Here is a 13,036-nt window from a genome sequence, read left to right on the forward strand (position 1 = left end):
CAACATTCCCTATTTAACTATCACAGACAATAAATCTGACCATTTTTTTTGCTTTTCAGCATACGATAAAGTATACGCCGGGCTGCTCGACGGCAGCTCCACGATCCGGTAATGCGGGGCCTGTCCGCCCAGCACCTTGATGCCCAATTTGGCGGCCGTGCCGCCGTTGAAGGCAATGGCGCGGATGGCAGGAAAACGGGCCAGCAAGCCGGGCAGATCGTTGTCGTCGCGGTTGCGGATATTGCTGTCGAGACTACCGCTACGGTGCGCCTGCGCCACCACATCCCACAGGCCGACACCATGCGCCAGCAAGGTTGCCAGACGCGCCTCATAGGGCAGGCTTTTCAGATCCACACCCAGCACCTCGCCCAGCAGCATCCAGAACTTGTTTTGCGGATGCGCATAGTACTGGCTGTGCGCCAGCGATTTTTCGCCGGGCAGGCTGCCCAGTATCAGCAAGCGCGTATCGGCATCGACGACGGGATCGAAACAGCGCTTGCGGGTGTCGGCCAGGGGCGCTTGCACGGAAAGAGGAGAGCTCAAGGCGGATGTCCTGCAGTGTCGAAATAGGCCATTTTACCTGCGCCACGGCGGCAAACCGGCGACAAGCCGCCGGTGTAGAATTGCCGGATAACCACTCCTACAAGAGACGCCCATGCGCACCATCGACATCCTGCTGGCCCAGTATGGCGAAAGCCACCGCAACCACGTCAATGAATGGGTGCACATCGTGTGCGTGCCCTTGATCGTTTTCAGCCTGCTGGGGCTGCTGTGGAGCGTGCATGCCAGCGTGGCGCTGCTCGGCAGTATTCTGGCCTTATACTACTATTACAAGCTGTCGCGCCCGTTTGCGGCGGGCATGCTGGCGATGCTGGCCGCCATGCTGGGCCTGCTGTTGCTGATGCCGGCGCTGACCATCCTGCCCGTGTCGCTGGCGCTGTTCGTGCTGGCCTGGATAGGCCAGTTCATCGGCCACCAGATCGAAGGCAAGAAACCGTCGTTCCTGGACGACTTGCGCTTCTTGCTCGTGGGACCGCTGTTCGTGCTGGGCTTTCTATACCGGCGCCTGCGGCTCGCGTATTGAGCGGCAAGCGGCATTGTGGCCTGCCGGGCCGTAACAGATTTTTACTATTCGCAACTAGTTATATGAGGCAAGTGTCCTTATGATAAGTCATCATCTGCCGGTCAATGTAACCGGCAACTAACTTTTGTCCAAGGGAGTCCCACATGAAAGCACCAATTATTGCAGTGGCATTGCTTGCCACCCTGGCCGGCTGCGCCGTACAACCGAACTCGGCGAATGTGTACAACGCGCGCCAGGCGCAGAATGAACAATCGGTCCGCATGGGCACGGTTGAATCTGTGCGCCAGGTCACCATCGACAAGGGTGAAACGGGCACGGGCGTGCTGGCTGGCGCGGCGCTGGGCGGCGTGGCCGGCTCGGCAGTCGGTGGCGGCAAGGGCGCCATCGCGGCCAGCATCCTGGGCGCCGTCGCCGGCGGCATGGCGGGCAAAAGCATCGAAGCGAACGCCTCCAACAAACCCGGCCTGGAAATCACCGTACGCCTGGACAATGGCGACATGCGCGCCATCGTGCAAGACGCGGACGAACTGTTCCGTCCGGGCGAACGCGTGCGCCTGCTGTCCGATGGCCGCAAGACCCGCGTCACCCACTGATCTGCTTGCCGGCGCATGCGCTCAGCCGAAGGCGCCGGCAGCGAGCAAGGCAGAAGGGTGCAGCCAGATGGCAATCACGGCAGTCACGACGACATACACAAGCACGCTCCATACTTTGATCTGCAGTGAGGCTGGCATGGTGGTCCCCTTCAAAGATGCAATTCAGAAAATATTTACTTTATAATAAAGTAAATATTTTCATAAATTTAACATTTTCCAGAAGCACTGCGCTGGCTCAATGCCTGCTGTCTGCTGCCCCCTCGTTGAGCAAGCTCGGCCAAGACTCGCCATCCCCGCGCGATGCCCGTATACTTGCGCGATGTCCTCTCCTCTCCTGTTCATCATTGCCTGCCTGATCTGGGGCTCCACCTTCTGGGCCATCACCTTGCAGCTGGGCGATGTGGCCCCCGCCGTTTCCGTGGTCTACCGCTTCGGCCTGGCTTCCGCCACCCTGTTTGCCTGGTGCGCCGTGCGCGGCGATACCTTGCGCCTGCCCTGGCGCGCGCAACAATGGATGCTGCTGCAAGGCCTGGCCTCGTTTGCCCTCAGCTATGTGTGCACCTACAGTTCCGAACAGTATCTGGTTTCCGCCCTCGTCAGCGTGCTGTTTGCGCTGATGGTATTCTGGACACCGTTGCTCAACCGCATCGCTTTCGGTACCCCCATCACCTGGAGCACCTGCTGCGCGGCGTTTGTCGCCATCTGCGGCATCGTGCTGCTGTTCTACCAGTCGATCGGTGCGGCGCTGCACGATATTCTGGGCGGCGGCAATGGCCACTTCCTGCTCGGCTTCATGCTGGCCCTGGTGGCCACCGTCTCCAGCACGGTGGGCAACGCGCTGGTCATGAAGGTGCGCGAACAGTCGGGTAACGTGATGCTGACCATGGCCTGGACCATGCTGTGGGGTACCTTGATGGTGGCCGTGTGGGCCATTGCCACGGGCCAGTCCTGGCAACTGCCCGCGCGCCCCAGCTACTGGATGGGATTGCTGTATCTGGCCATCTTCGGCTCCGTGATCGCCTTCAGCGCGTATTTCACCCTAATCGCGCGCATCGGCACGCAAAAAACCGTGTATATCGGCGTCGTCACGCCCGTCATTTCCGTGCTGCTGTCGGTGCAGTTCGAACATTACCGGCCCGCCGCCATCGAATGGGTAGGCATGGTGCTGTGCCTGTCCAGCGTGGCCTGGGCCCTGACGTCGGGCGCCCGCAAGACGGCTGCCGTCGCCTCCATTTCCACCCCTCCATCAGCAAAGGCAACATGAACACTACCAACGCCACTCTCGCCATCCGCCCTGCCCGGGAAACCGACGTGGCCGCCATCTTTGGCATGATCCATGAACTGGCCGTGTTTGAAAAACTCGAACACATGATGATCGCCAGGGAATCCATGCTGCACGACAGCCTGTTCGGCACCCATCCTGCATGCGAAGCGCTGGTGGGCGAGGACCATGGCGAGGTGGTGACCTTCGCCCTGTTCTTCCACAATTTTTCCACCTTCCTGTGCCGCAAGGGGCTGTATCTGGAAGACCTGTACGTAAAACAATCGGTGCGCGGCAAGGGCTATGGCAAGCAGATGCTGGTGGCGCTGGCGCAACTGGCCGTCGAACGCGATTGCGGCCGCTTCGAATGGTCGGTGCTGGACTGGAATGAAAACGCGATCAACTTCTACAAGGGCATGGGCGCGGACGTGATGCCGGACTGGCGCATCTGCCGCGTCGCTGGCGATGCCTTGACGCAATTGTCGGCCGGAACACCGACACCCGCATAAACCGATTGCCCAAAAAAATCCCCGCGGGCTAGCGGCACCGCGGGGTGAACCCATTGTCAAGTGGGAGGGGGAGAATGCAATCAACGGTTATCAATATAAACGCTACGACTTGTCACCGTACCGACCTTTACATTTGCTTACCGGGCCTTACATTTTCCTTAAAGTAGTGCGCTCACTGTCCCCCCCTTTGCCACAGTTTATTTCCGTGGCTCAATCAATGTGCCGTGCAAACCGATATGTTGTTGCGTAAGACCATTGCCGCCCTGCGAATTTTTATAGATTTGGTACACTGTCAGGCAGGCGGTGCAGCCAGCAACCACGGCAAAAATGACCATGCGACGCTCCTTGAGTATGCTTGAGGGAATCGGAACCTGCGGCCAATGCGGGCCAGGCCAGGCAGGGAAGATTCAGTGTGGCATCTTCTGCTAGTGGGGCATTGCGGCATATCAAACGCGTCAACGTGACGGCGTGCTGGCGTTTGATGCGTCGCAAAATGGCAGCAATGCGCTCACACACAATGAACGAATCGTTATGTATACGGGAGCCACATCATGAATGTCTCTGCCAAACCGCTCGTCATGAAAATCTACCGCGCCTACCTGCGGTCCCGCCTGGAACGCTACACGCGCGACCTGCAAGCCATCGCCGAGCAGCGCGAGAACGACTTCCAGGCTGAACGCATCCTGCACCAGGCCGTCGTCTCGGTGCGCTCGAAACTGCATTCCCTGTGATGGCGTCAGCGTTGCTGGCCGGTTACGGCCCAGCGCTCCACCAGTTCGAACAAGCCTTGCGTCAGCAGGGCCAGCACGGCTGCGGGGATCGCGCCTGCCAGCAGCATGTCGTTGTCATTCAGCGCCAGGCCGATGGTGATGCGTTCGCCGTAGCCGCCCGCGCCGATGAAGGCGGCGATGGTGGCCGTGCCCACGCTCATCACGGCCGCCGTTTTGATGCCCGCCAGCATCACGGGCAAGGCCAGCGGCAAGTCCACGTGCAGCAGGCGGTCGCGCTTGCTCAATCCCAGCGCCAGCGCCGCCATGCGCAAGCCTTGCGGCACCTGCACGATGCCCGTGCAGGTATTGCGCACGATGGGCAGCAAGGCGTACACGAATAGCGCGACCAGCGCCGGCACGGTGCCGATCATGCCCAGCAGCGGAATCAATATCGCCAGCAGGGCCAGCGACGGCACCGTTTGCAGTACACCCACGAAGGCCAGCACCGTTTGCCGCAGCGGCGCCGAAAACGCCGCCAGCACGCCCAGCGGAATGCCGATCACGCACGCCAGGGCCACCGACAGCAGCAGCAGGGTCAGGTGCTGGCGCGTCAAGGTCCACAGATCGTCGCCGATGATTTTATCGAGCAGCTTGCTGCGCGCGGCGGCCGGTTTTTTCGCCGACGTGCCGGACGCCAGCCACTGGTGCGCCACGCCGGAAAAAGTCTTGCCATCGATTTCCACGGCCGCATTCATGGCGATCATGTCGCTCTCGCTGATGCGCCCCTGCAAGCCTTGCAGCGCCAGCCAGGCGGCGGGAAAGCGGGCCGGCACGTCGAGCCGGTACAGCAGCATGGCATCGTAGCGGGGAAAATACTGCTGCGTGTCGGCCAGCACGCGCAAGCCGTACTGGCGGATCTTCGCATCCGTCGAATAGATGTCGATCACGTCCACCTGGCGCTGCGCCAGCGCTTCATAGGCGATGCCGTGATCGAGCCCGCGCGGGCGCTGCGGCAAGCCGTAGCGGGCGGCCAGGCCCGGCCAGCCATCGACGCGGCCGATGAATTCATGCGACAGGCCGAACTTCAAGGCGGGATGCTGCGCCAGCTGCCCCAGGCTGGCGATGCGCGTTTCATCGCCGCGCATGGCCAGCGCATAGGTATTGTTGAACCCCAGCGGCACGGCCACGCCCAGGCCCAGCGCCGCCAGCTCGCGCCGCATCTGTTCCAGGTCAAGCGGCTTGTCGTGCTTGAGGATTTCGCTGGCGATCGTGCCCATGTATTCGGCATACACGTCGATGCTGCCCGCCTGCAGCGCGGCGAGCACGATGGCCGTGTTGCCCAGCCCCTGGCGGTGCTCCGCCCTGACGTGCGGCGCGGCGCTCTGCTTGACGATTTCGCCGAGGATGTAGGATTCCGTAAAGCGCTTCGAGCCCACTTTCAGGGTACCGCTGTCCATGGCAAGGGAGGACATGGGAGCGGCGGCGAAGACAAGTAACAACAGCAAATAAGCAGCACGCACGCGGCGCTCCAGGACGGATGATCAATCCGTCAAGCTTACCACCGGTGCGCGCCAGACACCGCCGTGTACCACGCCCGCGCACGGGTTCAGGCCCAGCGCATACGACAGGTCGGCCGGACGCGCGATGCGCCACAGGGCGAAATCGGCGCGCTTGCCCACCGCCAGGCTGCCCGTTTCCTGCTGCAGGCCCAGTGCGCGCGCCGCGTGGCACGTAGCACCAGCCAGCGCTTCCTGCGGCGTGAGGCGCCACAGGGTGCACGCCATGTTCATCGCCAGCAGCAAGGACGTCATGGGCGAGGTGCCCGGATTGCAATCGGTGGAGACGGCCATCGGCACGCCGGCCGCGCGCAATGCCGCGACAGGCGGCGGCTGCGTTTCGCGCAAAAAGTAATATGCGCCGGGCAGCAGCACGGCCACCGTGCCGTGATGCGCCATGGCGGCGACGCCCTCTTCCGACAAAAATTCCAGGTGGTCGGCCGACAGGCCGCCGTAGCGGGCGACCAGCGCCGCGCCGCCCAGGTCGGACAGCTGCTCCGCATGCAGTTTCACGGGCAGGCCCAGTGCCTGCGCCGCCTCGAACACCCGCTCGGTTTGCGCCGGCGTAAAGCCGATGCGCTCGCAGAACGCGTCGACGGCGTCGACCAGGCCATCGCCGGCCAGCGCGGGCAGCATCTGCGCGCACAGCAGGTCGATATAGGCGTCCGCCCGGCCCGCATACTCGGGCGGCAGCGCGTGCGCGCCGAGAAACGTGGTGCGCACGGACACGGGCAGCGTTTGCCCGATCCGGCGCGCCACGCGCAGCATCTTCGCCTCGCTGTCCGCGTCGAGACCGTAGCCGGACTTGATTTCCAGCGTGGTCACGCCCTCGGCCAGCAGCGCCAGCACGCGGGGCAGGCTTTGCCGCAGCAACTCGTCGTCGCTGGCCGCGCGCGTGGCGCGCACGGTGGACATGATGCCGCCGCCGGCGCGGCTGATGTCTTCATAGCTGGCGCCGTTCAGGCGCGCCTCGAATTCGTCGCTGCGGTTGCCCGCGTGGACGATGTGGGTATGGCAATCGATCAGGCCCGGTGTCAGCCAGCAACCCTGGCCGTCGTGCAGCACGGCGCCGCTGGCCGGCAGCTCGTCGCCGGGGCCGAACCAGGCGATGCGGCCATCCTTGACGGCGATGGCCGCGTCGAGCAGCTCGCCATAGCCGTGCTCCATCGTGGCCAGGTGGACGTTATGGATGACCAGGTCCCACTCTTGCATCGCTTTTCTCCTAGGTAAACAAGTCGACGCACAGCACGGCCGAACGCTGCAAGGCGTCGAGCCGCCATTCCTGCGCATCGTCCGCGTCGAGCAGCAAGGCGTCGTAGCGGGCCAGTGCGAACTGCTGGTCGCTGGCGCGCGCCAGCACGGAACCTTCGCCGGCCACGAACAGCAGGGTCGCCGCGCTGCGCCGCGCCAGCTTGCCCGGCGCCGTGATCTTTTCCAGCTGGTGGCGGCAGCGGTCGCGCCGCGTCATCACGTTGAAATCCGTCGTGATCCCCTTGACCTGCGCCATGACGGCAGCCTCGCCGGGAAACCACAGCATGGGCTGCGCCGCGCTCAAGGCCACCTTGCGCGCGCCATCGAGCGTCAGCTGCACGCTGTCGCCATCGACCAGCATCAGGCTGCGGTCGATGCCGGGAAAGCAGGAAAACGGCCCGCTGGCCGTGATCGTCGCCAGGCTGATGCGCCAGTCGAAATCGTCGAAGCCGGCGCCCGCTGGCGAAATGGCGATCTCCGTCGTGCTGCCGCCACCATTTTTCCACGGCGCGGCACGCAGGCATTCATGCGGGATGAAAGTGGCCATCAGAGCGCCCTCAATTGCGCCAGGGTGCGCTTGTAGGCGGTGGCGATGGCGTCCTGCGCCACATGGCGACCGCCGCGCACCTGCCACTGGCCGCCGCACAGCACGTCGCGCACCAGGTTGTCGTTGCCGCAAAAGAGAAAACTGCCCAGCACATCCCCGATGGCCACGCCGCCCAGGTTCACGTGTGCCTCGTCGAGCACCAGCAAGTCGGCGCGGCAGCCCGGCGCCAAGGCGCCCAGCTTGCGCCCGGCCGCCTGCGCGCCGCCGCGCAAGGCCGCCTGCCACAGGTAGTCGCCCACACGGCGTTCATCCGGCCTGGCGGCGACATTGCGCTGCTGGCGCTGCAGACGCTGGCCATATTCGAGCCAGCGCAATTCCTCCACGGGCGACTGCGACACATGGCTGTCGCTGCCGACGCCGAAAGATCCGCCGGCCGCGATGAATTCGGCCAAAGGAAACAGGCCATCGCCCAGGTTTGCTTCCGTCGTGGGACACAGGCCCGCCACGGCGCCGCTGGCAGCCATCAGCGCCACCTCGTCGGGCTGCACATGCGTGGCGTGCACGAGGCACCAGCGCGCATCGACGTCGGCGTGATCGTATAAATACTGCACCGGGCGCCGGCCGCTGTAGTCGACACACTGGCGCACTTCGCCCTGCTGCTCGGCGATGTGGATGTGGATGGGACGGTCCGCCGGCAGTGCTTGCGCCACTTCGCGGATCTGCGCCACGCTGGCCGCGCGCAGCGAATGGGGCGCGAAGCCCACCTCCACCTGCCCGCCGCGCAGCGGCGCCAGCGCTTCGATGATGCGCAAGACGTCCTGCGCATCCGTGCGAAAGCGCGCCTGCTCGGCTTTCAAGGGCTGCTCGCCGAAGCCCGCATGGCTGTACAGCACGGGCAGCATGGTCATGCCGATGCCGCTGAGGCGCGCCGCCGCCAGCACCCGTTCGGCCGTTTCGGCGGGGCGCGCATACAGCGCGCCTGCCCCATCGCGCTGCAGGTAGTGAAATTCGCACACGGACGTGTAGCCATGGCGCAGGCATTCGGCAAACAGCTGCGCGGCGATGGTTTGCATCTGCTCCGGCGTGATGTGGCGCGCAAAGCGGTACATCAGTTCGCGCCACGTCCAGAAGCTGTCCGGCGCATTGCCCGTTGCCTCGCCGGCGATCTCCGTCATGCCGCCCAGCGCGCGCTGGAAGGCGTGCGAATGCAGGTTGACCATGCCGGGCAAAACGTATTGCGCCAGTTCCACGCCGGCAGGCGGCGCGGTGCTTTCCATCACCGCAGTCAAGTCGCCGGCCACATCCCATTCCAGCAGCACGTCGCGGCGCCAGCCCTGCGGCAGCAGCGCATGGCGCGCGAACAAACAGCCGCTCAACGCGCCACCCATGCCACGGCTGCGCCCATCATCTGGCGCAGCAGCGGCTGCACCTGCGCGGCCAGGTCGGGCCGGTAGGCAAACGGCGCCGCTTCATCCATGTACACGCACTGGCACATCTCCAGCTGGATCGCATGCACGCGGCCTTCCGGCTGGCCGTAGTGGCGCGTGATATGGCCGCCCTTGAAGCGGCCATTCAAGGCCACGGTAAATTGATCCTGCGCGCGCGCGATATCGACCACGGCGGACGTCAGCCCGCTGTCGCAGCTGGCGCCGTCGGCCGTGCCGAAGTTCAGGTCGGGCAGCTTGCCGTCGAAAAAGCGCGGCACGTGCGAGGCGATGGAATGGGCATCCCACAGCACCACGGCGCCATGCACGCGCAGCAGGCGGTCCAGCTCCGCGCGCAATTGCCGGTGATACGGCGCCCAGTAGCGTTGCAGGCGCTGCTGCACATCGGCTGCATCGGGTTCGCGGCCTGGCAGGTACAGCGGCTCGCGGTGAAACGTATCGCTGGGCAGCAAGCCCGTCGTATCCTGTCCCGGATACAGATTCGTGTCTTCCTGCGGCCGGTTCAGGTCGATGGTGTAGCGCGACCAGCGCGCCGACAGCACGGACGCATCCATCTCCTGCAAAAAGCCATACAGTTCGCGCAGATGCCAGTCCGTATCGGCCTTGACCAGGGCCTGCGGCGTCATGCGCGCGGCGATATCGTCCGGTATGTCGGTGCCCACGTGGGGCATCGACACGAGCAGCGGGATGCTGCCTTCATTGAAGCGGAAATCCATGCTTGTCTCCTTGCGCCCGCTCAGGCGTACAGCGGGGCGAACAAATTCTTGCACGTGCTGCTCAACTCGCCATGCAGCACCATCTGCTTGGCCGCTTCGATATCGGGCGCGAAGAAGCGGTCGGCATCGAAGAACGGCACCTTCTGGCGCAGCTGGTGATGCACGTGCTCCAGGTGCGGCGAGGTTTTCAGCGGACGGTGGAAATCGATGCCCTGCGCGGCGGCCAGCAGCTCGATGCCGACGATGACGGCCGTGTTATGCGCCATGTCGTCCAGGCGGCGCCCGGCGAACGTGGCCATGCTCACATGGTCTTCCTGGTTGGCAGACGTGGGCAGGCTGTCGACGCTGGCCGGATGCGCGAGCGACTTGTTTTCCGACGCCAGCGCGGCGGCCGTCACGTGGGCAATCATGAAGCCGGAATTGACGCCCGGATCGCGCACGAGGAACGGCGGCAGGCCGGAAAGCGTGGCGTCGATCAGCAGCGCGATGCGGCGCTCGGCCAGCGCGCCGATTTCAGAAATCGCCAGCGCCAGGGTGTCGGCGGCAAAGGCCACCGGCTCGGCGTGGAAATTGCCGCCCGAGACGATTTCCGCCTGTCCGTTGGGACCATCCTGGAAGATCAGCGGATTGTCCGTGACGGCATTGGCTTCGATCAGCAGGGTGCGGCCCACATTGCCGATCAAATCGAGGCAGGCGCCCATGACTTGCGGCTGGCAGCGCAGGCTGTACGGGTCCTGCACGCGCTCGTCGCCTTCCAGGTGCGAAGCGCGGATGGCGCTGTGCGCCACCAGCTGGCGGTACATCTGCGCGGCCAGGATCTGCCCCGGCTGTCCCCGCACGGCATGCACGCGCGCGTCGAACGGCGAGTCGCTGCCCTTGGCCGCATCGAGCGACAGCGCGCCCGTGACCATGGCCGCTTCCAGCAGGCGCTCGGCCATGAACAGGCCATGCAGCGCCAGCGCGTTCGATACCTGGGTGCCGTTGATCAGCGCCAGGCCCTCTTTTGCCGCCAGCACCACGGGCGCGATGCCCGCCTGCGCCAGCGCTTCGGGGGCCGCCATCAATTCGCCGTTGACGCGCACATCGCCCACGCCCAGCATGGCCAGCGTCATGTGCGACAACGGCGCCAGGTCGCCCGAGGCGCCCACGGAACCCTTGGCGGGAATGGCAGGCATGATGCCCGCGTTGTACAGGGCGATCAGGGTGTCGACGATCAGCGGGCGCACGCCGGAAAAGCCGCGCGCCAGGCTGCCGATCTTCATCAGCATGATCAGGCGCACGACGGCGTCCGACAGCAGCTCGCCCGTGCCGACGGAGTGCGACAGGATCAGGTTGCGCTGCAATTGCTCGAGCTTCTCATCGGGGATGCGCGTCTTCGCGAGCAGGCCGAAGCCCGTGTTGATGCCGTAGGCTGCATCGCCCTTGGCGACGATGGCCTGCACGGCGGCGGCCGACGCCTCGATGACGGGATAGGCCTCGGCAGCGAGGATCAATTTTGCCGGCGCGGCCCAGACGGCGCGCAGGTCGGCCAGGGTCATCGCGCCCGGCTTCAGGGTCCAACTTTTGGCATGCTGTGTCATAGTCATTCGGATCAAGGTCTCAAGGAAGCATGGGAAGAATCAGGCCGTTGCGCTTGGCGCAGGCGGCCGCCGTTTCATAGCCGGCATCGGCATGGCGCATCACGCCGGAACCGCTGTCGTTGACCAGCACGCGCGCCAGGCGTTTCGCCGCCGCTTCGCTGCCGTCGGCCACGATGACCATGCCCGCATGCTGAGAATACCCCATTCCCACGCCCCCGCCATGGTGCAGCGAGACCCAGGTGGCGCCGCCTGCCGTATTGAGCATGGCGTTGAGCAAAGGCCAGTCGGACACGGCGTCCGTGCCGTCCTTCATGCTTTCCGTCTCGCGGTTCGGGCTGGCCACGGAACCCGTGTCCAGGTGGTCGCGGCCGATGACGATGGGCGCCTTCAGCTCGCCCGTGCGCACCATCTCGTTGAAGGCCAGGCCGGCGATGTGGCGCTCGCCCAGTCCCAGCCAGCAGATGCGCGCCGGCAGGCCCTGGAAGGCGATGCGCTCCCGCGCCATGTCCAGCCAATGGTGTACCTGCTTGTGGTGCGGGAACAGCTCCTTGATCTTCGCATCCGTTTTATAGATGTCTTCCGGGTCGCCCGACAAGGCCACCCAGCGGAACGGCCCCCGTCCTTCGCAGAACTGCGGGCGGATGTAGGCAGGCACGAAACCGGGGAAGTCGAAGGCGTTCTGCACGCCCTGGTCGAACGCCACCTGGCGGATGTTGTTGCCGTAATCGACGGTGTGCACGCCCATGGCGTGGAAATCGAGCATGGCCTGCACGTGGGCGGCGCAGGAATCGGCGGCCGCCACCGTCAGGCGCGCGTGGCGCTGCGGGTCCTGCTGCGCCGCCTTCCAGTCCGACACGCTCCAGCCGCGCGGCAGATAGCCGTTGACCAGGTCGTGCGCGGAAGTCTGGTCCGTCACCAGGTCCGGCACCAGCCCGCCCGCCTTCGCGCGGCGCACCAGTTCCGGCAGCACTTCGGCCGCGTTGCCCAGCAAGCCGATGGAGATCGCTTCCTTGCGCTGCGTGTGGTATTTGACCAGTTCCAGGGCTTCATCCAGGCTGGCTGCCTGCTTGTCCAGGTAGCGCGTGCGCAAGCGGAAGTCGATGCTGCTTTGCTGGCATTCGATGTTGAGCGAGACGGCGCCCGCCATGGTGGCGGCCAGCGGCTGCGCGCCGCCCATGCCGCCCAGGCCCGCCGTCAAAATCCAGCGTCCGCCCCAGTCGCCGCCGAAATGCTGGCGGCCCGCTTCGGCGAAGGTTTCATACGTGCCCTGCACGATGCCCTGCGTGCCGATGTAGATCCAGCTGCCGGCCGTCATCTGGCCGTACATGAACAGGCCTTGCCGATCGAGTTCGTTGAAGTGTTCCCAGTTCGCCCATTTCGGCACCAGGTTGGAATTGGCGATCAATACGCGCGGCGCGTCCGCGTGGGTCCGGAACACGCCCACCGGCTTGCCGGACTGGATCAGCAAGGTCTGGTCGTCTTCCAGTTCGCGCAAGGAGGCGAGGATCTGGTCGAAGCAGGCCCAGTTGCGGGCGGCGCGGCCGATGCCGCCGTAGACGACCAGGTGCTGCGGATTTTCCGCCACTTCCGGGTCCAGGTTGTTTTGCAACATGCGGTAGGCCGCCTCGGCCTGCCAACTCTTGCAAGCCATGGCCGTGCCGCGCGGGGCGCGGATGACACGGCTGGCATCAAAGCGTGGATCGTTGTCCATTGTGCTGTTCATGCTGTCTCCTCGTAGGGTGCGAGCGGGCGTATCTAGCCTGATACCTGGCCCGCTCTTGTAC

The 13,036-nt window shown here is 64.8% G+C and carries 14 protein-coding genes; 5 read left to right on the top strand and 9 right to left on the bottom strand.

Translation table 11 applies throughout. From position 1 onward, the window contains the following. Nucleotides 1–9 precede the first annotated feature (9 nt). Nucleotides 10–543 carry a DNA-deoxyinosine glycosylase gene (locus tag GCN75_RS12880; protein WP_226941354.1) on the bottom strand — a complete coding sequence of 178 codons (534 nt, stop codon included), beginning with the start codon at nt 541–543 and terminating at the stop codon, nt 10–12. Between the two features lie 112 nt (nt 544–655). On the opposite strand from GCN75_RS12880, the gene GCN75_RS12885 reads away from it, so the two are divergent. The 4 genes from GCN75_RS12885 (at nt 656) to GCN75_RS12900 (ending at nt 3,447) form a co-directional block, all read left to right on the top strand. Then, complete coding sequence (locus GCN75_RS12885; protein ID WP_152255017.1) at nt 656–1,084, top strand: Mpo1 family 2-hydroxy fatty acid dioxygenase; 429 nt, start codon at nt 656–658, stop codon at nt 1,082–1,084. A gap of 143 nt (nt 1,085–1,227) precedes the next feature. Beyond that, nucleotides 1,228–1,677, top strand: a complete 450-nt coding sequence (locus GCN75_RS12890) for an outer membrane lipoprotein (RefSeq protein WP_046684332.1) — start codon at nt 1,228–1,230, stop codon at nt 1,675–1,677. A 319-nt stretch (nt 1,678–1,996) separates the two neighbouring features. Beyond that, the gene (locus GCN75_RS12895) at nt 1,997–2,941 is read left to right on the top strand and encodes a DMT family transporter (protein WP_152282875.1); all 945 of its coding nucleotides are present in this window, start codon (nt 1,997–1,999) and stop codon (nt 2,939–2,941) included. Further along, entirely contained in the window at nt 2,938–3,447 is a 510-nt protein-coding gene (locus GCN75_RS12900) for a GNAT family N-acetyltransferase (protein WP_152282876.1), read from the top strand. The genes GCN75_RS12895 and GCN75_RS12900 overlap by 4 nt, the downstream gene beginning before the upstream one ends. Before the next feature lie 197 nt (nt 3,448–3,644). Here GCN75_RS12900 and GCN75_RS29170 read toward each other — a convergent pair whose 3' ends face one another. After that, a complete protein-coding gene (locus GCN75_RS29170; RefSeq protein ID WP_193317486.1) occupies nt 3,645–3,782 on the bottom strand; it encodes a hypothetical protein in 138 nt (45 codons plus the stop codon). Between the two features lie 216 nt (nt 3,783–3,998). Between GCN75_RS29170 and GCN75_RS12905 the strand changes: the two genes are divergently transcribed. Then, nucleotides 3,999–4,178, top strand: coding sequence for a hypothetical protein (locus GCN75_RS12905; protein WP_034746290.1), 180 nt, complete (start codon nt 3,999–4,001; stop codon nt 4,176–4,178). 5 nt (nt 4,179–4,183) lie between these two features. Here GCN75_RS12905 and GCN75_RS12910 read toward each other — a convergent pair whose 3' ends face one another. The 7 genes from GCN75_RS12910 to hutU all read right to left on the bottom strand — a co-directional run bounded on the left by GCN75_RS12910 (nt 4,184) and on the right by hutU (nt 12,975). Beyond that, nucleotides 4,184–5,629, bottom strand: coding sequence for a glycine betaine ABC transporter substrate-binding protein (locus tag GCN75_RS12910; RefSeq protein ID WP_152282877.1), 1,446 nt, complete (start codon nt 5,627–5,629; stop codon nt 4,184–4,186). A gap of 69 nt (nt 5,630–5,698) precedes the next feature. Then, on the bottom strand, nt 5,699–6,925 hold the full coding sequence (gene hutI / locus GCN75_RS12915) for an imidazolonepropionase (protein WP_152282878.1): 1,227 nt from the start codon (nt 6,923–6,925) through the stop codon (nt 5,699–5,701). 10 nt (nt 6,926–6,935) lie between these two features. Then, nucleotides 6,936–7,511 carry a HutD/Ves family protein gene (locus GCN75_RS12920; protein WP_152282879.1) on the bottom strand — a complete coding sequence of 192 codons (576 nt, stop codon included), beginning with the start codon at nt 7,509–7,511 and terminating at the stop codon, nt 6,936–6,938. Next, the gene (locus tag GCN75_RS12925; RefSeq protein ID WP_152282880.1) at nt 7,511–8,899 is read right to left on the bottom strand and encodes a formimidoylglutamate deiminase; all 1,389 of its coding nucleotides are present in this window, start codon (nt 8,897–8,899) and stop codon (nt 7,511–7,513) included. The genes GCN75_RS12920 and GCN75_RS12925 overlap by 1 nt, the downstream gene beginning before the upstream one ends. Then, nucleotides 8,884–9,672, bottom strand: a complete 789-nt coding sequence (gene hutG / locus GCN75_RS12930; RefSeq protein ID WP_152282881.1) for an N-formylglutamate deformylase — start codon at nt 9,670–9,672, stop codon at nt 8,884–8,886. The genes GCN75_RS12925 and hutG overlap by 16 nt, the downstream gene beginning before the upstream one ends. A gap of 20 nt (nt 9,673–9,692) precedes the next feature. Further along, a complete protein-coding gene (gene hutH / locus GCN75_RS12935; RefSeq protein ID WP_152282882.1) occupies nt 9,693–11,252 on the bottom strand; it encodes a histidine ammonia-lyase in 1,560 nt (519 codons plus the stop codon). 19 nt (nt 11,253–11,271) lie between these two features. Further along, entirely contained in the window at nt 11,272–12,975 is a 1,704-nt protein-coding gene (hutU, locus tag GCN75_RS12940) for a urocanate hydratase (protein WP_152255008.1), read from the bottom strand. Nucleotides 12,976–13,036 lie beyond the last annotated feature (61 nt).

Origin of the sequence: Janthinobacterium violaceinigrum (genome assembly GCF_009208555.1) — a bacterium.
In the GTDB taxonomy this organism is placed as follows: Bacteria; Pseudomonadota; Gammaproteobacteria; order Burkholderiales; family Burkholderiaceae_D; genus Janthinobacterium; species Janthinobacterium violaceinigrum.

Bases quoted from the DNA above. Each gene is read 5' to 3' on its own strand.
- GCN75_RS12885 (WP_152255017.1), top strand. From the start codon at position 656: ATGCGCACCATCGACATCCTGCTGGCCCAGTATGGCGAAAGCCACCGC.
- GCN75_RS12890 (WP_046684332.1), top strand. From the start codon at position 1,228: ATGAAAGCACCAATTATTGCAGTGGCATTGCTTGCCACCCTGGCCGGC.
- GCN75_RS12895 (WP_152282875.1), top strand. From the start codon at position 1,997: ATGTCCTCTCCTCTCCTGTTCATCATTGCCTGCCTGATCTGGGGCTCC.
- GCN75_RS12900 (WP_152282876.1), top strand. From the start codon at position 2,938: ATGAACACTACCAACGCCACTCTCGCCATCCGCCCTGCCCGGGAAACC.
- GCN75_RS29170 (WP_193317486.1), bottom strand. From the start codon at position 3,782: ATGGTCATTTTTGCCGTGGTTGCTGGCTGCACCGCCTGCCTGACAGTG.
- GCN75_RS12905 (WP_034746290.1), top strand. From the start codon at position 3,999: ATGAATGTCTCTGCCAAACCGCTCGTCATGAAAATCTACCGCGCCTAC.
- GCN75_RS12910 (WP_152282877.1), bottom strand. From the start codon at position 5,629: ATGTCCTCCCTTGCCATGGACAGCGGTACCCTGAAAGTGGGCTCGAAG.
- hutI (WP_152282878.1), bottom strand. From the start codon at position 6,925: ATGCAAGAGTGGGACCTGGTCATCCATAACGTCCACCTGGCCACGATG.
- GCN75_RS12920 (WP_152282879.1), bottom strand. From the start codon at position 7,511: ATGGCCACTTTCATCCCGCATGAATGCCTGCGTGCCGCGCCGTGGAAA.
- GCN75_RS12925 (WP_152282880.1), bottom strand. From the start codon at position 8,899: ATGGGTGGCGCGTTGAGCGGCTGTTTGTTCGCGCGCCATGCGCTGCTG.
- hutG (WP_152282881.1), bottom strand. From the start codon at position 9,672: ATGGATTTCCGCTTCAATGAAGGCAGCATCCCGCTGCTCGTGTCGATG.
- hutH (WP_152282882.1), bottom strand. From the start codon at position 11,252: ATGACACAGCATGCCAAAAGTTGGACCCTGAAGCCGGGCGCGATGACC.
- hutU (WP_152255008.1), bottom strand. From the start codon at position 12,975: ATGAACAGCACAATGGACAACGATCCACGCTTTGATGCCAGCCGTGTC.